This is a genomic window from Pseudomonas sp. NFX224 (assembly GCF_048565165.1).
GTDB lineage: Bacteria > Pseudomonadota > Gammaproteobacteria > Pseudomonadales > Pseudomonadaceae > Aquipseudomonas.
In genome coordinates this window covers 4,350,643-4,371,682 of the sequence record NZ_CP183416.1, presented here as the reverse complement: position 1 = coordinate 4,371,682, position 21,040 = coordinate 4,350,643, and the positions used below count along the sequence as shown (strand labels likewise).

At 60.7% G+C, this 21,040-nt stretch carries 17 protein-coding genes and 1 pseudogene; 10 read left to right on the top strand and 8 right to left on the bottom strand.

Going from position 1 to position 21,040, the window contains the following annotated elements:
- The 8 genes from ACNYC6_RS19935 to edd all read right to left on the bottom strand — a co-directional run bounded on the left by ACNYC6_RS19935 (nt 1) and on the right by edd (nt 9,873).
- The gene (locus ACNYC6_RS19935) at nt 1-846 is read right to left on the bottom strand and encodes a carbohydrate ABC transporter permease (RefSeq protein ID WP_419708819.1); all 846 of its coding nucleotides are present in this window, start codon (nt 844-846) and stop codon (nt 1-3) included.
- The gene (locus ACNYC6_RS19930) at nt 839-1,747 is read right to left on the bottom strand and encodes a sugar ABC transporter permease (protein ID WP_338582590.1); all 909 of its coding nucleotides are present in this window, start codon (nt 1,745-1,747) and stop codon (nt 839-841) included. Before ACNYC6_RS19930 ends, ACNYC6_RS19935 begins: the two co-directional genes overlap by 8 nt.
- Nucleotides 1,748-1,891: 144 nt before the next feature.
- Nucleotides 1,892-3,184 carry an ABC transporter substrate-binding protein gene (locus ACNYC6_RS19925; RefSeq protein WP_419708818.1) on the bottom strand — a complete coding sequence of 431 codons (1,293 nt, stop codon included), beginning with the start codon at nt 3,182-3,184 and terminating at the stop codon, nt 1,892-1,894.
- Nucleotides 3,185-3,301: 117 nt separating this feature from the next.
- Nucleotides 3,302-4,561 carry an AGE family epimerase/isomerase gene (locus ACNYC6_RS19920; protein WP_419708817.1) on the bottom strand — a complete coding sequence of 420 codons (1,260 nt, stop codon included), beginning with the start codon at nt 4,559-4,561 and terminating at the stop codon, nt 3,302-3,304.
- A 224-nt stretch (nt 4,562-4,785) separates the two neighbouring features.
- Nucleotides 4,786-6,213 (bottom strand): ATP-binding protein, encoded by a 1,428-nt coding sequence (locus ACNYC6_RS19915; protein WP_419712989.1) that lies wholly within the window; start codon nt 6,211-6,213, stop codon nt 4,786-4,788.
- A 31-nt stretch (nt 6,214-6,244) separates the two neighbouring features.
- A complete protein-coding gene (locus tag ACNYC6_RS19910) occupies nt 6,245-6,976 on the bottom strand; it encodes a response regulator (RefSeq protein WP_419708816.1) in 732 nt (243 codons plus the stop codon).
- A 114-nt stretch (nt 6,977-7,090) separates the two neighbouring features.
- Complete coding sequence (locus ACNYC6_RS19905; protein WP_419708815.1) at nt 7,091-8,050, bottom strand: glucokinase; 960 nt, start codon at nt 8,048-8,050, stop codon at nt 7,091-7,093.
- Nucleotides 8,047-9,873, bottom strand: coding sequence for a phosphogluconate dehydratase (gene edd / locus ACNYC6_RS19900; protein ID WP_419708814.1), 1,827 nt, complete (start codon nt 9,871-9,873; stop codon nt 8,047-8,049). Before edd ends, ACNYC6_RS19905 begins: the two co-directional genes overlap by 4 nt.
- Before the next feature lie 220 nt (nt 9,874-10,093).
- Between edd and gap the strand changes: the two genes are divergently transcribed.
- The 10 genes and pseudogenes from gap to ACNYC6_RS19850 all read left to right on the top strand — a co-directional run bounded on the left by gap (nt 10,094) and on the right by ACNYC6_RS19850 (nt 20,990).
- Entirely contained in the window at nt 10,094-11,095 is a 1,002-nt protein-coding gene (gene gap, locus ACNYC6_RS19895; protein WP_419708813.1) for a type I glyceraldehyde-3-phosphate dehydrogenase, read from the top strand.
- A gap of 17 nt (nt 11,096-11,112) precedes the next feature.
- Nucleotides 11,113-11,577, top strand: coding sequence for a methylglyoxal synthase (locus ACNYC6_RS19890; protein WP_419708812.1), 465 nt, complete (start codon nt 11,113-11,115; stop codon nt 11,575-11,577).
- A gap of 77 nt (nt 11,578-11,654) precedes the next feature.
- Entirely contained in the window at nt 11,655-12,173 is a 519-nt protein-coding gene (locus tag ACNYC6_RS19885; RefSeq protein ID WP_419708811.1) for an RNA polymerase sigma factor, read from the top strand.
- Between the two features lie 103 nt (nt 12,174-12,276).
- The gene (locus ACNYC6_RS19880) at nt 12,277-13,242 is read left to right on the top strand and encodes a FecR family protein (RefSeq protein WP_419708810.1); all 966 of its coding nucleotides are present in this window, start codon (nt 12,277-12,279) and stop codon (nt 13,240-13,242) included.
- Nucleotides 13,243-13,364: 122 nt separating this feature from the next.
- Entirely contained in the window at nt 13,365-15,953 is a 2,589-nt protein-coding gene (locus ACNYC6_RS19875; RefSeq protein WP_419708809.1) for a TonB-dependent receptor, read from the top strand.
- Nucleotides 15,954-16,068: 115 nt separating this feature from the next.
- Nucleotides 16,069-16,677 (top strand): biliverdin-producing heme oxygenase, encoded by a 609-nt coding sequence (locus ACNYC6_RS19870; RefSeq protein ID WP_419708808.1) that lies wholly within the window; start codon nt 16,069-16,071, stop codon nt 16,675-16,677.
- A 150-nt stretch (nt 16,678-16,827) separates the two neighbouring features.
- Nucleotides 16,828-17,217: a YbaN family protein gene (locus ACNYC6_RS19865; protein WP_419708807.1), complete on the top strand. Its 390-nt coding sequence runs from the start codon at nt 16,828-16,830 to the stop codon at nt 17,215-17,217.
- A 135-nt stretch (nt 17,218-17,352) separates the two neighbouring features.
- A pseudogene (locus tag ACNYC6_RS19860) lies at nt 17,353-18,651 on the top strand (chemotaxis protein); the annotation flags it as partial.
- A 150-nt stretch (nt 18,652-18,801) separates the two neighbouring features.
- Nucleotides 18,802-19,557, top strand: a complete 756-nt coding sequence (locus ACNYC6_RS19855; protein WP_419712988.1) for a methyl-accepting chemotaxis protein — start codon at nt 18,802-18,804, stop codon at nt 19,555-19,557.
- Nucleotides 19,558-19,640: 83 nt separating this feature from the next.
- Nucleotides 19,641-20,990, top strand: a complete 1,350-nt coding sequence (locus ACNYC6_RS19850; RefSeq protein WP_419708806.1) for a CoA transferase — start codon at nt 19,641-19,643, stop codon at nt 20,988-20,990.
- Nucleotides 20,991-21,040: the final 50 nt, after the last annotated feature.

Here is a 21,040-nt window from a genome sequence, read left to right as displayed (position 1 = left end):
TTACCCCTTGACTGCGCCGGCCGTGAGGCCGCGCACGAAATACTTGCCTGCGACCACATAGACCAGCAGGGTCGGCAGCCCGGCGATCATCGCCGCTGCCATATCAACGTTGTATTCCTTGGCGCCGGTGCTGGTGTTGACCAGGTTGTTCAGCGCGACCGTGATCGGTTGCGAATCACCGCTGGAGAACACCACGCCGAACAGGAAGTCGTTCCAGATCTGGGTGAACTGCCAGATCAGGCAGACCATGATGATCGGCGTCGACATCGGCAGAATGATCTGGCGGAAAATCGTGAAGAAACCTGCGCCGTCGAGGCGGGCAGCCTTCACCAGCGCATCCGGAATGCTCACGTAGTAGTTGCGGAAGAACAGTGTGGTGAAGGCCAGGCCGTACACCACGTGTACGAACACCAGTCCGGTGGTGGTGCTCGCCAGGCCCATCTTGCCGAGGGTGAATGACGCCGGCAGCAGCACGGTCTGGAACGGCAGGAAGCAACCGAACAGCAGCAGACCGAAGAACAATTGCGAACCCCGGAAGCGCCACATCGACAACACATAACCGTTCAAAGCACCGATCGCGGTGGAGATGATGACGGCCGGAACAGTGATCTTGATCGAGTTCCAGAAGTAACCGTCGACCGTGGCCCAGGCCTTGACCCAGCCGATGCCGGTGACCACGGTCGGCCAGCTCAGCAGGTTGCCGGTGCTGATGTCTTCCGGGGTTTTGAAGCTGGTCAACAGCATGACCATCAATGGAATCAGGTAAAGCACTACGGCGAGGATCAGCACCGCGTAGATCGCGATGCGACTCAGGCTGATGGAAGGTTTGGCAGCGAGACTAGTCATGACGCTTGGTCCTCAGCTCGGAGTACAGGTAAGGCACGATGATTGCGAGAATCGCACCGAGCATCAGAATCGCACTGGCCGAGCCCATGCCCATCTGGCCACGACTGAACGTGAAGGAGTACATGAACATTGCCGGCAGGTCGGAGGAATAACCCGGGCCACCGGCCGTCATCGCCGCCACCAGGTCAAAACTCTTGATCGCGATGTGCGCCAGAATCATCACAGCACTGAAGAACACCGGGCGCAGGCTCGGCAATACCACTTTCCAGTAAATCGTCGGCATGCTTGCGCCATCGATTTGCGCGGCACGGATGATCGATTGATCCACACCGCGCAGGCCGGCCAGGAACATCGCCATGATGAAGCCCGAGGCTTGCCAGACCGCTGCGATCACCAGGCAATACACCACGCGATCCGGGTCGATCAGCCAGTCCAGGCGGAAGCCTTCCCAGCCCCAGTCCCGGAGCAATTTGTCCAGGCCCATGCCCGGGTTGAGCAACCATTTCCAGGCCGTACCGGTGACGATCATCGAGAGCGCCATCGGGTACAGGTAAATGGTGCGGATGAAGCCTTCGCGGCGGATTTTCTGGTCCAGGAAAATCGCCAGTGTCACGCCGATGACCAGCGTGATGCCGATGAACATGCCGCCGAACAGCGCCAGGTTCTTGCTCGCCACCCACCAGCGATCGTTGTCGAACAACCGTGCGTATTGCGCCAGGCCCGCCCACTTGTAGTTCGGCAGGAATGTCGAGGTCGTGAACGACAGCACGAACGTCCACAGGATGTAGCCATAAAAGCCCACCAGAACGATGAACATGCTCGGCGCCAGCACCAGTTTTGGAAGCCAGCGTTGCAATGCATCGAACGGCGAGGCCTTGCTGAACACAGCAACAGAACTCATGGGAAAATCCAGTACAGGGAATTGGGATTACAAACAGGTTCCCTGTGTGAGCCAGCCTGCTGGCGATTGCGGTGTGTCAGTTGATGCATCCTGTGTCTGACAATTCGCTATCGCGAGCAGGCTCGCCCCTACAGGGGCCAAGCATTACTTGGCCGACTGAACCGCCGCGCCCAGTTTCTTGGCGGCGTCAGCCGGGTCGGCTTTCGGGTCGTTGATGTAGTTGGTCACCACATCGAAGAATGCGCCCTGTACCGCCAGCGTGGTTGCCATGTTGTGCGCCATGCTCGGCTGCAGGCCGCCGGACTTGGCGTCCGCCAGGAAGTCCTTGGCGGCAGTCTGGGCGCAGGAGTCGAAACCGTACTTGCCCATGTCCGCCAGCATGTCGTTACGCACCGGGATCGAGCCCTTGTTGATGCTGAAGATTTTCTGGAAGTTCTCACCCAGCACGATTTTGGCGATGTCCTGCTGACCGGCAGCCGTGCCCGCGTCTTTCTGTTTGAACACCGCCAGGGAATCGATGTTGTAAGTGAACGCCTTGTCGGTGCCCGGGAACGCTACGCACTCGTAGTCCTTGCCGGCGACTTTCTTGGCGGCGGTCCATTCGGACTTGGCCCAGTCACCCATGATCTGCATGCCGGCCTTGCCGTTGATGACCTTGGCCGCTTCCAGGTTCCAGTCCTGGCCTTTGCCGTCGGCGTCCATGTAGGTCGCGACTTTCTTCAGTTCGGTCAGCGCCTTGACCATTTCCGGGCCAGTCAGTGCTTTGTTGTCGAGATCGACCAGGGCTTTCTTGTAACCATCAACGCCCATCACCGAGAGCACAACGGCTTCGAACACGGTGCTGTCCTGCCAAGGCTGACCGCCGTGGGCCAGAGGAATGAAACCCGATGCCTTGAGCTTGTCACCGGCGGCGTAGAATTCTTCGAGGGTGGTGGGTGGTTTTTCGATGCCGGCCTTCTTGAAGACTTCCGGGTTGATCCACAGCCAGTTGACGCGGTGGATGTTCACCGGCACGGCCACGTAATCACCTTCGTACTTCACGGTATCGGAGACTTTCTTGTCGAGCAGGCTGTCCCACTTCTCCGACTTGGCAACGTCTTTCAGGACATCGGTGTCGAGCAGGCCGGTAGACGCCCACTCCTGAATGTCCGGCCCCTTGATCTGGGCCACGCCTGGCGGGTTACCCGCGACGGCACGGCTTTTCAGCACGGTCATGGCAGTCGCACCGCCACCACCGGCGACTGCGCCGTCCTTCCAGGTGAAGCCGTCTTTCTCGACTTGGGCCTTGAGAACATCGACCGCTGCCTTTTCGCCACCCGACGTCCACCAATGCACGACTTCCACGGAACCTTTGGATTCGGCGGCAAGAACACTGAGGGGGAGCGCAGACAGGGAAGCGAGAGAAATGACAGTAGCGAGGCGAGAAATCGCATTCATCTAGTAGTACCTTTCTTGTTGTTATGCATGCAAGTCTGGTGCTTGCGCTGCATAGGATTTTAAACAGGGGAAGTCCCTTCGCAGGTAACGAAGGGACGTGCGAATGTCACTGCATGGTTACATAAAACCGCTCTGGGACACCTTTGCCAGCGCACTGGCCATGCTCGGCGCCAACGGCAGTCGCGGGATCAACAAGGCTTGCCAGGCGTGATAAAGGTCCGGTTTTCCGGCCCAGATATCGGCACTTGGGCGGTTCAACGGGTCGAGTTCGTGGTGCCAACTGCCGTTGCAGCGGTCGATGAAATGACTGTCACAAAACTCCCAGAACAGTCGGTACCAGCGCTCGAATTGCTCATCGCCGGTGCGCTTGAGCAAGGCACTGGCGGCAGCGCTGGCTTCGCAATGCGTCCAGTGCAAGCGATGACGAACCACCGCTTTGTTGTCCCAGTCGAGGGTGTAGACAATGCCCGGCGCGCCGTCGACGTCCCAGCCATGAAGGCAATTTTGCTCGAAGAGTTTTTGCGCATCAGTGGCCAGCCAACCCGGCGTCAACATCCCGGCCTGCACCCGCGCCGCTTCGAGGTGCAACAACAGCCGCGCCCATTCAAAGCCGTGGCCCGGCGTGGTGCCGTAGGGGCGGAAACCGTCCGCCGGGTTGTCGTGGTTGTACTCGCGCAGCGGCTGCCAGTCGCGATCGAAATGCTCGACCACAAGGTAATCGTTGGCGGCGGCATGACCATGAATCACCCGCTCAACAATGCGCTGCGCACGGCACAGCCAGCGGTTGTCATCGGTGACATCGGCCAACGCCAGAAACGCTTCGGTGGCGTGCATGTTGCTGTTGGCACCGCGATAGGCCTCTTCTTCGCTCCAGTCGCGGTTGAAGGATTCGCGCATCGCGCCCTCCTCCTCGCTCCAGAAATACGTGTCGATAATGTCGATCGCATCATCGAGCAACGCTTGCGCGCCGGGACGTTGCGCGACCACCGCGGAACTCGCGGCCAGCGCGACGAAGGCATGCAGATAGGCGTTCTTGCCGGTGTTGCCGTTGCGGTGCTCAGCGACCGCGAACCAGCCACCGTGCACGGCATCACGCAGCGGCCCGCGCAGGGCCTCGACACCGTGATCAACCCATTCGGCAAATCCGGGCAGGCCTTGAATGTGGGCCATGGCGAAGCTGTGGGTCATGCGCGCGGTGTTCATGGTTTCGGCTTGCGCGTCGGCCGGCAAATGACCGCGCTCATCGAGATTGCCGAAACCTTCAGGCAACTTCGAAGCCTTGGCGAACGCCAGCATTCGCAAGCCTTCGGCGGCGAGCCATTGATGGTGTGCAGGTGCGTTCAGCCAACTGCTGAAAGCAGGTTGGAAGGTGTGCATGGGAGACCTTTTTTGTTGTTATGACTGAGGGGCAGTCTAAACAACGGGCGATGGCGGGCTTGTAACGAAGGGGGCGAGTTATGTCACCAAGCTGTGACATTACTGGAGTGAGGAATGTTTTGGGGCGAGGGAGCTTGCTCCCGCTGGGGTGCGAAGCGCCCCCCCCCAATGTGGGACTGCTGCGCAGTCCAACGGGAGCAAGCTCCCTCGCCACAGAGGTGCTGTCAATCCAGTGATCGGGGTAACTGCAACGTCACCCGCAACCCGCCTTCACGCAGGTTTTGTAGGCTGACTTCACCACCATGACTATGGGCAATATTGCGCGCGATCCCCAACCCCAACCCATACCCCTGCTGCTGCCCGGACAGACGAAAGTGCGGTTCAAAGACTTGTTCAAGCCGCTGTTCCGGAACCCCCGGCCCTTCGTCGTCGACATGCAGGACAAATGCGCTGTCATCGTCGTCGATGTGCAGGTGCGCGTTCTGCCCGTACTTCAGGGCGTTGTCGATCAGGTTGCCGATGCAGCGCTTGAGCGCCAGCGGTTTGCCCGGATACGCCGCGAGGGCCCGCCCTTGCTGGGTCACGCGGCCATTGCCGTTCGGCGCCAGATAGGGCTCCACCAGACAATCGAGGACGTGATTGAGATCCACGGGCTCAATGTTCTCGTGAATATCGGTGTCCTTCACGCATTGCAGCGCGCCTTTGACCAGCAGCTCCAGTTCATCCAGATCACGGCCGAACTTGGCTTGCAGTTGTTCGTCTTCGAGCAATTCAACGCGCAGCCGCAGCCGGGTAATCGGCGTGCGAAGGTCGTGGGAAATCGCGCTGAACAACTGGCTACGTTCAGTCAGATAGCGGCTGATGCGTTCGCGCATGGTGTTGAACGCGCGCCCCACTTCAACCACTTCACTGCCGCCACCCTCCGCCACCGGCTCGACGTCGGCGCCCAACGACAGATCCCGTGCCGCCCGCGCCAAACGCTTGAGCGGTCGGCTCTGCCAGTGCACCAGCAAGCCGATAAACAACAGCAAGAAACCGCTGGTGAGCACAATGAACCATACCTGCTGCGCCGGCAGGCCTTGCTCTTCAAGACTGGTGTACGGCTCTGGCAGCAGCGAGGCGATGTACAGCCATTCGCCCGGCGCCATTTGAATCTGCGTGACCAGCACGGGCGGGTTCACCGGTTCCAGGGTCAGCGCGTAGTGCGCCCAGGACCGTGGCAGCTCATCGAGTTTCAGGCCGGCATTGAAAATCCGCAGATCCTCGGGGCTGACGAAGGACACCGAGATATCAGTGTCGTGACCCAGGGACTGTCGCAGCACTTCATCCACCGCCTTCATCACCGCGGCCTTGCGCGGGGTGATCGGCAGGACTTCCATGCCCAGGGGTTTGTCGTTGAGCGTCACCACGAACCGCGTGCCGCCCATGCTGCGTAACTGGTCGAGTACCAGCGGTCGATAGGCCACTGGCAACGAACGAAAGTAACTGACGCTGGCCGTCATCGAATGCGCCAGACTGCGAGCACTGGTGACCAGTCCTTCGAGCTGTGTCGCACGCAATTGCGACACCCAGATCACACTCGACAACGTCTGGGCGAACAGTACCGCGAGCAAGGTCAGCAGCAACATGCGGCCGAGCAGCGAGCGCGGCACCGGCACCCGTGCTGCGAGTTTGCGCAGGGACTCAGTGACCATTGCCGGCAATCACATTGGCTGCCAATTGATAGCCGCTGCCGCGTACGGTGCGAATCAGCCGTGGCGGTTTTTCCGTATCGCGCAGACGTTGGCGCAGACGACTGACCGCCATGTCGACGATGCGATCGAGCGGCATCAAATCACGGCCACGGGTGGCGTTGCCAATGGTGTCGCGGTCGAGGATTTCCTGAGGGTGGTCAAGGAACAGCTTCAACAAGGCGAAATCCGCTCCGGACAAAATCACCTCTTCGCCATCGATGTGAAACAGGCGATGGCTGACCATGTCCAGCCGCCAGTCATCGAAGGCCAGCACTTCACCGCCGTTGCGTTCCTGGCCGAATTGCGCACGGCGCAACAAGGCCTTGATGCGCGCCTGCAATTCACGGGGGCTGAACGGTTTACCGAGATAGTCGTCGGCGCCCAGTTCCAGACCGATGACCCGGTCGGCCTCATCGGAACTGGCCGTGAGCATGATGATTGGCACCTGCGCCCGTCGCGGGTGCTGGCGAATCCAGCGGCACAGACTGAAACCGTCTTCGTCCGGCAGCATCACATCAAGGATCACCAGATCACTGGGCTCGTCGTTCAGGGCCTGGCGGAAACCGGCGCCATCGGGCGTGGTACGCACCTGAAACCCGGCCCGGGTCAGGTAGGTGTCCAGCAACTCGCGTATCTCTTGATCGTCATCGACCAACAAAATCGACTTGTTGACTGAGCTCACTGGGCGGCGTCCTTGTTGTTTGAATTGGGCGGATTATGCCTTAAGCGCTGAATCTACAAACACCACAAAACTACTGTAGGAACGAGCCTGCTCGCTCCTACAGGTAATCGGGGTTCAAGCGGGGATTGATTGCTCCAGCGCCACACCCGCGCCCATCAACCCCGAATACGGCGCCGTCACCAGCCACACCGGAATCCCCTTGAAGTAATCGCTCATGCAGCCCTTGTCGGCGAAGCATCGGGCGAAACCGCTTTCGAGGAAGAAATCGGCAAACCGTGGAATCACCCCGCCGACGATGTACACGCCACCACGCCCACCCGTGGTCAGCACGTTGTTGCCGGCCACGCGACCGAGCCAGCAGCAAAATTGTTCGAGCACTTCCAGGGCAATCGGATCACCCGCCAACCCGGCAGCCGTGATCGCTTCCGGCGTATCAAGCACAGGTTCATGCCCGTCCACCGCGCAGATCGCCCGGTAGACCCGTGGCAACCCGCCGCCACTCAACGCCGTTTCCGCGCTGACGTGGCCAATTTCATTGAAGATGTGCTGCCACAACTGGGTTTCGCGCGGACTGCTCAGCGGCAAGTCGACGTGACCGCCCTCCCCCGGCAACGCGGCAAACCGGCCTTCGCCCAGATCGAGCAACGTGCCAACGCCCAAACCGGTGCCAGGGCCAATCACCACCGCCGGGCGCAATGGCTCCGATGTGCCTTCGCAAACCACGCGGAATTCGCCGGGCTGCAAACGGGTCATGCCCAACGCCATGGCCGAGAAGTCGTTGACCAGCAACAGCTGATCGACCTGCAAGATCTGGCAGAAACCCTTGCGGCTCAAACGCCAGTGATTGTTGGTGAACTTGAATTCGTCTCCGCTCACAGGGCCGGCCACTGACAGGCACACCGAGCCGATCGAACCCGGCGCCAGACCCAGCCCGCTCAGGTACAGGCTGATCGCCTCTTCCGGGCTGGCGTGGTCGGCCGTCGCCAGCACCTGGACGCTTTCCAGTTGCTGGTTTTTCCACAACGCGAACCGTGCGTTGGTCCCACCGATGTCACCGACCAAAGCCAGTTTCAATTAAGCGTCTCCAGGGCAGAAGTGAAGGCGCTGGCCCCCTGCTCTGCGGAGCTGAAGGCCATGCGCATGAAACCAAACAGCTCGCGACCGGTGCCGATGTTGTTGCCCAACAGGCCCTTGGCCGGCGTGCGCGCTGCGAATTCTTCGGCGTCCACCTTAAGCTCCAGGGTGCCTTTGACGCCATCGACGCGGATGATATCGCCCTCTTGCACCCGCGCCAAAGCGCCTCCGACATAAGCTTCGGGGCTGACGTGAATCGCCGCCGGGATTTTCCCCGACGCGCCGGACATGCGCCCGTCAGTCACCAGCGCTACCTTGAAGCCGCGATCCTGCAAGACACCGAGGAACGGCGTCATCTTGTGCAGTTCCGGCATGCCGTTGGAACGTGGGCCCTGGAAGCGCATTACCGCGACAAAATCTTTCTCCAGCAAACCGGCCTTGAACGCATCGGCCAAATCCTGCTGATCCTGGAACACCATGGCCGGCGCTTCGACGATCTGGTTCTCCAGCGCCACGGCGGAAACCTTCATCACGCCGCGACCGAGATTACCTTCCATCACCCGCAAGCCGCCCTCTGGCGAGAACGCACGAGCGACCGGGCGCAGGATGCTTTCATCGAGGCTTTCGGTGATGCCTTCACGCCAGACCAACTCGCCGTTGTCGAGGAACGGCTCCTGGGTGTAGCGGCTCAGGCCGTGGCCCATGACGGTGTTGACGTTTTCGTGGAGCAACCCGGCGTCCAGCAGTTCGCGGATCAGGAACGACATGCCGCCCGCAGCCTGGAAGTGGTTGATGTCGGCCTTGCCGTTCGGGTAGACGTGGCTCAGGGTCGGCACCACCTCGGAGAGGTCGGCCATGTCCTGCCAGGTCAGTTGAATGCCCGCCGCCATGGCGATGGCGGGCATGTGCAGGGTGTGGTTGGTCGAGCCGCCGGTGGCGTTGAGCGCGACAATCGAGTTGACCAGCGAACGCTCGTCAACGATTTCGCCGATCGGCATGAAGTCGCCGTTCTGCTTGGTCAGGCGCGTCACTTGATGCGCCGCTTCGCGGGTCAGGGCGTCGCGCAATGGCGTGTTCGGGTTGACGAAAGAAGCGCCCGGCAAGTGCAGGCCCATGACTTCCATCAGCAACTGGTTGGTGTTGGCGGTGCCGTAGAACGTGCAGGTGCCCGGGCTGTGGTAGGAATTCATTTCCGACTCCAACAGCTCTTCGCGACTGGCCTTGCCTTCGGCATAACGCTGGCGCACGTCGGCTTTCTGTTTGTTGGAAATGCCCGAGACCATCGGCCCGCCCGGCACGAAGATCATCGGCAGATGACCGAAACGCAGCGCGCCCATCATCAAGCCCGGGACGATCTTGTCGCAGATGCCGAGCATCAGCGCGCCATCGAACATGTTGTGGGACAGCGCCACGGCGGTGGACAGCGCGATCACTTCGCGGCTCGGCAGGCTCAGCTCCATGCCCGGCTCGCCCTGGGTCACGCCATCGCACATGGCCGGGGTACCACCGGCGAACTGGCCGACAGAGCCGATTTCGCGCAGGGCTTTCTTGATCAGTTCAGGGAAGACTTCGTACGGCTGGTGCGCCGAGAGCATGTCGTTATATGACGAAACAATCGCGATGTTCGCGGAGTTCATCATCCGCAAGCTGTTCTTGTCGTCGCTGCCGCAACCGGCCACGCCGTGGGCGAAGTTGGCGCATTGCAGCTTGCCGCGCATCGGACCGTCGCTGGCCGCACCGCGAATCAGTGCAAGGTAAGCCTCACGCGTGGCGCGACTGCGGGCGATAAGCCGTTCGGTGACCTCAAGGACGCGGGGATGCATGTGTAGAACTCCAGGCTAACGGATGTGGCGACCTGATTGTCTATGCTGATCAAAGGCCGGTGTCGATGGGATGACAGACGGTTTTCTTGATCGGTTGGACCAGTTGATTCAGGTCACTCGTTGTAGATTGAACAAAATATTGCCATCAAAAAGGCTTGTTTTCTATTTTTTTGCGAATAATCTTGTAATTCCAACAACAAAACGACGGTAGCGCAGACATATGACTCTTCGAATCGCAATCAATGGCTTTGGCCGCATCGGCCGTAATGTTCTGCGCGCACTCTATACACAGGGCTACCGTCAGGATCTGCAGATCGTTGCCATCAACGATCTGGGGGACAGCGCAATCAACGCGCACTTGCTCAAGTACGACACTGTTCACGGCACGTTCGACGCCGATGTCCAGCACAATGAGGAAAGCCTGACCGTCAACGGCGACCGTATCGCGGTCAGTGCCATTCGCAATCCGGCCGACCTGCCCTGGGCCGCTGAAAAAATTGATGTGGTGTTCGAATGCACCGGTCTGTTCACCGACCGCGCCAAGGCCGCCGCGCATATTACGGCCGGCGCACGCAAAGTGATCATCTCGGCCCCGGCCAAAGGTGCTGACGCCACGGTGGTCTACGGGGTCAACCACGACATTCTGCGCCAGTCGCACCAGATTATTTCCAACGCGTCGTGCACCACCAACTGCCTGGCCCCGGTGGCCCAGGTGCTGCACCGCGAGCTGGGCATCGAAAGCGGTCTGATGACCACGATCCACGCCTACACCAACGACCAGAACCTGACCGACGTTTACCACACCGACCCGTACCGCGCCCGTTCGGCCACCCAGAACATGATCCCGAGCAAGACCGGCGCCGCTGAAGCGGTGGGCCTGGTATTGCCGGAACTGGCGGGCAAACTGACCGGCATGGCAGTACGTGTTCCGGTAATTAACGTATCGCTGGTCGACCTGACCGTACAGCTGAAAAAAGAAGCCAGCGCCGAAGAAGTCAACGCCCTGCTCAAGCAAGCCAGCCAGCACTCGAAGATTCTCGGCTACAACACCCTGCCGCTGGTCTCGAGCGACTTCAACCACAACCCGCTGTCGTCGATCTTCGACGCCAACCACACCAAGGTCAGTGGCAAGCTGCTCAAGGTATTGGCCTGGTACGACAACGAATGGGGCTTCTCCAACCGCATGCTCGATAACTGCCTGGCGCTGTGCAACGCTGAATAAGCCCGGAGCAGTCACCGATGATCGGTATTAGCTTTACGCAAAAGACCCTGGCGGTGCGCAAGCGCATCGCTCTGGTTGCCCATGACCACTGCAAAGTGTATTTGCTGGACTGGGCCGAGCGACAAAAAGACAGGCTGGCGCAACATAAACTGGTCGCCACCGGCACCACGGGGTTGTTGTTACAACAACGTCTCGACCTGCCCGTGGAGAGCATGATCAGTGGCCCACTGGGCGGTGACCAACAGCTCGGCGCGCGCATCGCCGAGCAACGGGTCGACATGCTGGTGTTCTTCTGGGACCCGTTCGAACCGCAGCCACACGACCCGGACATCAAAGCGTTGCTGCGGGTCGCGGCGGTCTGGAACATTCCGGTGGCGTGCAACGAGTGCAGCGCTGATTACTTGCTCAGCAGCCCGATGATGGATCAGGCGCACACGCACCGGATCCCGGATTACGCCACCTATTTACAGGGCCGCGCATAAACCTTCACAAATCAATACTTGACCATTCGAGTGGATGATAAGCATTATCATTCGCTCGAAATGGATCAGGTCTTCCCGTGAGTCAATCGCGCTTCAATGACGTCTTCATCACACAGCGAGTCTCTCTGCTGCGTACGCTGGAGCGGATGGTCAACAATCACAGCACCGCCGAAGACCTGCTGCAGGAGACCTACCTGCGCGTGACCCGTGCGCTCAGCGAGCGGGCCATCGATCACCTTGAACCCTTTGTTTTCCAGACCGCCCGCAACCTGGCGCTGGACCATTTGCGTGCGCGACGCATCCATTCGCGCACCATGGTCGACGACGTGCCGCCGGACGTGGTGGAAAGCGTCGCCGCCCCCGCCAGCAGTGCCGAGGACGCCGCCCATGCCGAACAATTGCTCGAGCGTCTGAACGTGCGTCTCAGTCAACTCAGCGCCCGCCAACAGCAGATTTTCATCCTCAGCCGACTGCACGGTCACAGCTATCTGGAGATCGCCGAAAAACTCGGCGTGTCGCTCAGCACGGTGCAGAAGGAGCTGAAACTGATCATGACCATCTGCATTGGCGTTGCCGAACGCGCAAACGGCCACTGAGTCGCCCGCTGCTCGACGGTTTTATTCATCAGGGCTACCCTTGGCCCTCTTTTGCGCTTCACTAAAAAAAACAGCCGTGCACAGACACTGCCGAGGAAACACCGTGACGGACACCCACCGCTCCCCTTCGCCCTCACCGGCGCAGGCCACTGCAGACGCGATGGACCAGGCTTTGGACTGGCTGATCGTGCTGGACAGCCCGAGCGAAGAACAGACTCGTCAGTTCCACGCATGGCTCGCGGCCGACCCGGTGCATGCCGCTGCGTTCGCCCAGGCGCAGGCGATCTGGAACGGTCCGCAAGTCACCCAATGCGCGCAAAGCCTCGCTGCACGACCGGCCAAAGTCACCGTACTGTCGCGCCTGCGTCCGCACTGGAAACCCTTGGCCACTGCCGCCGTGCTGATCCTCGGTCTGTTCAGCTTCAGCAATCTGCCCATGCGTCTTCAGGCCGATCACCTGACCGTGGTCGGTGAACGCCAGCGCCTGCAACTGGAGGACGGCTCGAAAGTCCTGCTCAACACCAACTCGGCGTTTTCCAGCACCATCAACGATCAAAAGCGCGTGGCCCGGCTGTATCAGGGCGAGGCGTTTTTCGAGGTGCAACCCCATCGCGGCCAACCGCTGGAACTCGATGCCGGTCTGGTGACCGCCAGCGTTCGCGATACGGCTTTTGCCGTGCGTTACCTCGACGGCGTGACGCAGGTTCGCGTGCAGCGCGGCGATGTCGACCTGCGCGCCACCCGAGACGACGCGCGGATTCGCCTGACCGCCGGGGAAAGCATCCGCATCGGCCCCAACGGTTTCGATCGCCCGGCCAAACTCGATGCCGCCACCGACCTGGCCTGGGTCCAGGGTCGACTGGTGTTCGAAAACTGCCCGCTGAGCCAAGTGCTCGCAGAGCTGCGTCGCTACTATCCGGGCTGGATCATCAACAACAACGAACAGTTGGCCAATGTCGCCGTCACCGGTAATTACCGTCTAGACCAGCCACTGGACGTGGTCCGTTCCCTGGCCCACATCACCTCGGCACAGCTGAAGGAATTACCCGCGCTGGTGATTTTGAACTGAATGAGAATTATTTTTACTCGATAGTCATTCCCCGTACGTCTCGTTATAGCCAATGCAATTGATTCGCATCTCACCATGCCAATCAGCACCTATAAAGATTCGTGCGACACGGAGCGCTATCGATGTCCTCTCGCCTTACCCGCCAGTCCTCTTCACCGTCCCGCGTGCTGTCGCTGCTGACCGCCGCCATCCTGATGGCCGGCACTGCGCCAGTCATGGCCGCCAGCGCCGAGCAGCCTAGCCGCAACATGGGCGATTACTCGTTCGCCATCTCGCCGCAACCGCTGGTCTCGGCGCTCAACGCCTTTACCGCCGTGACAGGCTGGCAGGTGGGCTTGCCGGCAGAGCTGGCTGAAGGCGTGGCGTCGCCGGGCGTGCGCGGCTCGTTGCCGCCGGAAAAAGCCCTGGATCGCCTGTTGGTGGGGACCAACCTGAGCTACCGCAAACTGGGCAACAACAACATCGTGCTCGAACGCCGCACCTCCGCCGGCACCCTGAACCTGCAACAGGTAACCATCAGTGCCACGCGAAACGAGCAGGACGTGAACAGCGTACCCAGCACCGTCACCGTCCACACTCGCGATGAGCTGGACCGCAACAACGTCAACACCATCAAGGACCTGGTGCGCTACGAGCCGGGCGTTTCGGTGGGCGGTGCCGGTACGCGCGGCGGGATCAGCGGCTACAACATCCGCGGCATCGACGGTAACCGGGTCCTGACGCAGATCGATGGCGTGGAAATCCCCAACGGTTTCTTCAACGGTCCTTACGCCAAGACCCAGCGCAACTACGTCGACCCGGAAATCATCAAACGCGTCGAAATCCTCCGTGGTCCGGCGTCGGTGCTGTATGGCAGCAACGCCATCGGCGGCGCGGTCAGCTACTTCACCCTCGACCCGGACGACATCATCAAGCCTGGTCAGGACGTCGGGGCACGCCTGAAGACCGGTTACAGCTCCGCTGACGAGAGCTGGCTCAAGTCCGCCACCGTGGCCGGTCGCGCCGATCAGTTCGACGGCCTGTTGCACTACAGCCAGCGCGATGGTCATGAAACCGAATCCTACGGCAGCAACAACAGCACCGGCCTGACCCGCACCGCCGCCAACCCGGAAGACGTGCGCGCCACCAACGTGCTGGCCAAGATCGGCTGGAACTACAAGGACGACGCACGCCTGGGCCTGACCTACGAGAAGTACAAGGACGATCGTGACACCGATCAGAAAAGCGCCTACGGCGGTCCTTACTTTGCCGGCGCGCCGACCATTCCCAACAGCGTTCTGCCCGGCGGCATGTACCAGTCGCGCACCGGTAACGACACCATTACCCGTGAACGCTTTGGCCTGGAACACAGCTTCGCCCTCGACAGCCTGTTAGTGGACAACGTCAAGTGGAGCCTGAACCACCAGATCGCCAAGACCGACCAGAGCACCGACGAGGTCTACTTCCCGATCACCCGCAAGGTGCTGCGTACCCGCGACACGCTCTACGAAGAAAAGCAGTGGGTCTTCGACGCACAACTGGATAAAAGCTTCAGCATCGCCGACACCGAGCACCTGCTGACTTACGGCACCACCCTCAAGCAACAGAAAGTCACCGGCTCGCGCAGCGGCAACGGTACGTGCCTGACAATCGGTCGCGGCTGCACCGCCATCGGCGCCACCAGCGCTGCCGATGTGCTGAAAAAGTCCAGCGACTTCCCGGACCCGACCATCAACACCTATAGCGTGTTCGCCCAGGATCAGATCAGCTGGAACAACTGGACCTTCCTGCCGGGTGTGCGCTACGACTACACCGAGCTTAAGCCGGACATCACCCAGGAATTCCTCAACACCGTTTCGGCTGACGGTCGCGGTACCGTCAGCGACGACAACAAGACCTGGCACAAAGTCTCGCCAAAATTCGGCCTGACCTATGCCTTCAACGACCATTACACCTGGTACGGCCAGTACGCCGAAGGCTTCCGCACCCCGACCGCGAAGGCACTGTACGGGCGTTTCGACAACACAGTTGCCGGCTACCGTGTGGAACCGAATCCGGACCTGGAACCGGAAAAAAGCCAAGGCTACGAGACCGGTCTGCGCGGTAACTTCGAGCAGGGCTCGTTCGATGTGGCAGTGTTCTACAACAAGTACCGCGACTTCATCAACGAAGACGCCGTCACCCCAGGCTATGACGAACCGACCTTCCAGAGCGCCAACATCAAGCACGCCACCATCAAGGGTGCAGAGATCAAGGGCCGCCTGAACCTCGACGCCTTTGGCGCACCACAGGGTCTCTATACCCAGGGCTCGGTGGCTTACGCCTACGGTCGCAACAACGACAATGGCGAGCCGATCAACAGCGTCAACCCGCTAACCGGCGTGTTCGGCCTCGGTTACGACCAGGACAACTACGGCGGCCTGCTCAGCTGGACCGTGGTCAAGCGCAAGGATCGCGTCGACGACAGCAACTTCAAGTCGCCGGACGGCGTCAGCAGCCAGTTCAAGACCCCGGGCTTCGGCATTCTGGACCTGAGTGCGTATTACAAGGTCACCAACGACGTGACCGTCAGCGGCGGTATCTACAACCTGACCGACAAGAAGTACTGGCTGTGGGATGACGTGCGCGGCTACGACAACGTCGGCGAAGCCTCGGTAACGCAGCCGGCCAACCTCGATCGCCTGACTCAACCGGGCCGTAATTTCGCGGTCAACCTGATCTGGGATATCTGACCTGACTCACCTCACTGGGCGGTTTTCCATCGCTGCGCAGTGAGGTTTTTTTACTGTCAGGCCTGTGCTTATTCGTCTCGTTACCAAGCGCCTCTTTTTCCCCCAAGGATCTCTCATGACTACTCAGGACACCGCTCAACGCCCAAGCCTGCGTTCACAACGCTTGAATCAGATCACCAACGAGCCCCACACCAAACTCGATGCGCTGGTCAAAGCTCACGCGCCGTTTGAAACCCAGGCCAACTTCGCCCGTTTCGTGGTGGCGCAGTACCTGTTCCAGTCGGAACTGGTGGCGCTGTACAACGATGCCGAACTGACCGCCATCGTCCCGGACCTGCCCGCTCGCTGCCGTGCCGAAGCGGCCAAGGCTGACCTGGCAGACCTGGACACCGAAGTACCGGCAGCGGTCGCCGGTGCGGTGAACAACCCGAGCAAGGCCGAAGCACTGGGCTGGCTCTTCGTCTCCGAGGGTTCCAAGCTCGGCGCCGCGTTTCTGATCAAGCGCGCCGTAGGCCTGGGCCTGAGCGAAACCTTCGGTGCCCGCCACCTCGGCGAACCGGCCGGTGGTCGTGCGCAAGGCTGGAAAAACTTCGTCAAGACCCTCGACGAGCTGGAACTCAGCGCAGAGGAAGAAGCCGAGCTGGATAAGGGCGCGATCGATGCGTTCAACCGGTTTACGGTGTTGCTGGAGCAGGCTTACTCGACAGCTGCCGAACCGGCCTGATTCAACCCCGCCCCCCTGCAGGAGCGAGCCTGCTCGCGATGACGGACTGACATTCAAAAGGGATGTCGACTGCAAGACCGCTGTCGCGAGCAGGCTCACTTCTACCAGGATTCAAGCAAGTCTGCAGATCCTCTCTCACCGCCCAAGCCCATGCCCGCCTCTTCAAAACTCGCCCGCCTTCTCTTCGGCCTGCTGGCCTACATCAGCCTCGGCATCGGCCTGATTGCCATTGTCATTCCCGGCCTGCCGACCACCGAATTCATTCTGCTGGCCGCCTGGGCCGCCACCAAAAGTTCGCCACGCTTGAGTGCCTGGCTGGAAAACCATCGACTGTTCGGCCCCATCCTCAACAACTGGCGCAACGGCAAGATCATCGCGCGCCGGGCAAAAATCAGCGCGACGGTCAGCATGCTGTTATGTGCAGGTCTCATGCTGGTGATGCTCGACCATGGCTGGCCGATTTATCTGGCGATTGTCGGGATGAGTCTGGGTAACGTGTGGATCTGGTCTCGACCGGAATCACTGCCGCAACATCCGTAATTCTTACCGTGTTTTTTCCCGTTTTTAATCCACTTTTCGGCACATTTTCCCGCGCAAACGTTCAACCATTACCGTTCGTCGGCATGCCCCTCATGCAATCTGGCCCCCACGCCGATGTGCATTGAATGGCGCTAAATGGATTTGGCGAGTGGAGCCACAGCGGCTCACAGCCAACCCATCATCCATTCGCGAGCTCGCCCTATGTTCGACTCACTGTCCATCCGCCTGAAAATCGTCCTGCTCTCCGGTCTGTGCCTGTTAGGCGTGGTCATGTTGATCGTGGGCATGAACTTCTACCAGACCAATCAGAACGATGAGCTGGTGGGCGATTCCAGCAGCAGAATGCTCACCGACAGAGTGCAGAACCTGCTCCAGGCCAAAGCTGCCGAGCAAGCGGTGCGAGTACAGAAGACATTTGGTGAAACCTTGACGGTGGTGACCGCCCTGGCGGATCAGATCAAGGACATGCGCAACATGGCCGCCAAGCGTTCGCTTGAGGCCGGCGCATTGCGTGAAGAGTTGAACCTGAGTTTGAAAACCGCCTTCGAGCGCAACAGCAAAGTGCTGGGCATCTGGCTGGCCTTCGAACCCAATGGCCTGGACGGCAAGGACAGCGAGTTCGCCAATGACGCCGCCCGCCAGTCCAACGAAAGCGGTCGTTTCGCCACCTACTGGAGCCGTGCCGGGGGTGAAGCACTCAACACGATCATGGTCGAAGAGGACATGACCAAAACCACGCTGAACTTGAGCGGTACGCCTTACAACATCTGGTACACCTGCCCCCGGGACAGCAAGCGCACCTGCTTGCTCGACCCGTACGCCGATACGGTCGGCGGCAAGGAAGTGTTGATGACCACCATTTCCGTACCACTGCTGGTGGATGGCAAGTCCATCGGCGTGGTCGGCGTCGACATTGCCCTCGACGCACTGCAAGCGACGGCGGTCGACTCCCAGCGTGAACTGTTCAACAGCGCCGGGCACATGCTGATTGTCTCCGGCACTGGCGTGGTGGCCGCCTACAGCGTCGACGCCAGCAAAGTCGGCAAGAACATCGGCGACACACTGGGCGCCGACGGCAAGGACGTCCTGCAACTGCTCGGCAGTGGCGCACCGAAGATTCTGCAACAGGGCGACTTGATTCGTGCGGTGTACCCGGTCAGTCCGATTGCCGATTCCAAGGCTTGGGGCGTGGTGATCGACTTGCCCAAGCAAGTGTTGCTGGCGGACTCGGTCAAGCTGCAAGCGGTGCTCGATGACGCCCAGCAAAGCGGCACGATCAAAGCGGTGGTCGTGGCAATCATTGCCGGCCTGATCGGTTTGCTGCTGATCTGGCTCACCGCTTCGGGTGTGACCCGGCCGATCAACAGCGTGGCCGACATGCTCAAGGCGATTGCCAGCGGCGACGGCGACCTGACCCAACGCCTGCACTACAGCAAGAAAGATGAATTGGGCGAACTGGTCAGCTGGTTCAACCGTTTCCTCGACAAGCTGCAACCGACCATTGCGCAGATCAAGCAAAGCATCACCGACGCACGCGGCACCGCTGACCAGTCTTCGGAAATCGCCCGCCAGACCAGTGAAGGCATGCAAGTGCAGTTCCGCGAAATCGACCAGGTCGCCACCGCGTCCAACGAAATGAGCGCCACCGCCCACGACGTCGCCAACAGCGCATCGAACGCGGCCAGCGCGGCGAAAGGCGCCGACCAATCGGCGCGCGATGGCATGCAGATCATTGAGCGCAGCACCCGCGACATCAATCAACTGGCCGACGAAGTCAGCAAGGCCGTGACTGAAGTTGAGGCTCTCGCGGTGAACAGCGAGCAGATCGGTTCGGTGCTGGAAGTGATCCGCAGCATCGCTGAACAAACCAACCTGCTGGCGCTCAACGCAGCGATCGAGGCCGCTCGCGCCGGTGAAAGCGGTCGTGGGTTTGCGGTGGTGGCCGATGAAGTGCGCAACCTGGCCAAACGCACTCAGGATTCGGTGGAAGAAATTCGCCAAGTGATCGAACGCATCCAGAGCGGCACTCGCGGCGTGGTCGCGACCATGCATTCGAGCCAGACCCAGGCCCACAGCAACGCCGGGCAGATCCAGCAAGCGGTCCAGGCCTTGAGCAAAATCAGCGACGCGGTCACCGTGATCAGCGACATGAACCTGCAAATCGCCAGTGCCGCCGAACAGCAAAGCGCCGTGGCCGAAGAGGTCAACCGCAATGTCTCGGCGATTCGTACCGTCACCGAAACGCTGACGGGCCAGGCCACTGAGTCGGCGCAGATCAGCAGCCAGCTCAACTCCCTGACGACCCAGCAGATGAAACTGATGGACCAGTTCCGCGTGTAGCGTTTAAAAGATCGCAGCCTGCCGCAGGCTGCGATCTTTTGTTCTTATGATCTATGCTGCCCTCTCGCTCCGGAGGGCCTTCGATGACTGATTTACTCACGTCCATTCAAGCCGCACTCGGCTTGCCACACTCGCCAATCCCGTTTACCGCCACGGGTGCCCTGCCCTCGGCGTTTGCCGTCACGGACCTTGCGTGCGCCAGCATTGCCGCTGCCGGTCAGGCCGTCGGCGAATTGTTGAATCAACAAACAGGGCGCTTGCCCACCCTTGAAGTCGATCGACGCCTGGCCTCGTTCTGGTTCTCCAGTTCGATCCGCCCGGTGGGCTGGAACGTGCCGCCGCTGTGGGACCCGGTCGCCGGTGACTACGCCGCCAGGGATGGCTGGATCCGCCTGCACACCAACGCCCCTCATCACCGTGCCGCCGCTGAATCCGTGCTTGGCGCCTGCGCCGACCGTGCCGCGATGGCCAGCAAAGTCGCGCAATGGGCCAAGAGCGATCTTGAGCAAGCCGTGGTCGATGCCGGTGGTTGTGCCGCCGAAATGCGCACTTGGGAACAGTGGCAGGCACATCCGCAAGGTCGGGCAGTCAATGCCGAACCGCTGATTCAATTCGGTCATCACGGCAGCCATAACGGCACGCTGTGGCAAGGTTCGGTCGCGCAACCGCTGGCCGGGATCAAGGTGCTGGATTTGACCCGTGTGCTCGCTGGCCCCGTCGCCAGCCGTTTTCTCGCCGGACTTGGCGCCGACGTTTTACGCATCGACCCGCCCACCTGGAACGAACCGGGTGTGGTGCCGGAAATGACCCTGGGCAAACGCTGCGCGCGCCTGGACCTGCACGAAAAGGCCGACCGCGCACTGTTCGACAGCCTGCTCAAGGACGCCGACATCGTGCTTCATGGTTACCGCGCCGATGCCTTGGAGCGATTGGGTTACGGAGTCAGTGAACGACAACGACTGGCCCCCGGCCTGATCGACGTTTGCCTCAATGCCTACGGCTGGAACGGCCCGTGGCAAAACCGTCGCGGCTTCGACAGCCTGGTGCAGATGAGCAGTGGTATTGCTGACGCCGGCATGCAGTGCAAACACACGGACAAACCGACGCCGTTACCGGTGCAAGCGCTCGACCACGCCACCGGATACTTGATGGCGGCCAGTGCGATCAGGTTGTTGGCAGAACGCTTGAGCAGCGGCCAGGGTGGATCGGCACGATTATCGTTGGCGCGTACGGCGAAGTTGTTGATTGAGCAGGGTCGCGGCAGTGATGAGTTATTGCGGGCGGAGGATGAACACGATCAGGGAATGCTGGTTGAGCAAACACCGTGGGGGCCGGCGCATCGCTTGCGCGTACCGCTAAAGATCACCGGGACGCCGGTGCAGTGGGCGCTTGCGGCCTCCGAGTTGGGTTCTCATCGCGCGCAGTGGTGGTGATTGGAAAATAGCAATCGCGAGCCGGCTCACTCCCACAGGAATCGCGCACA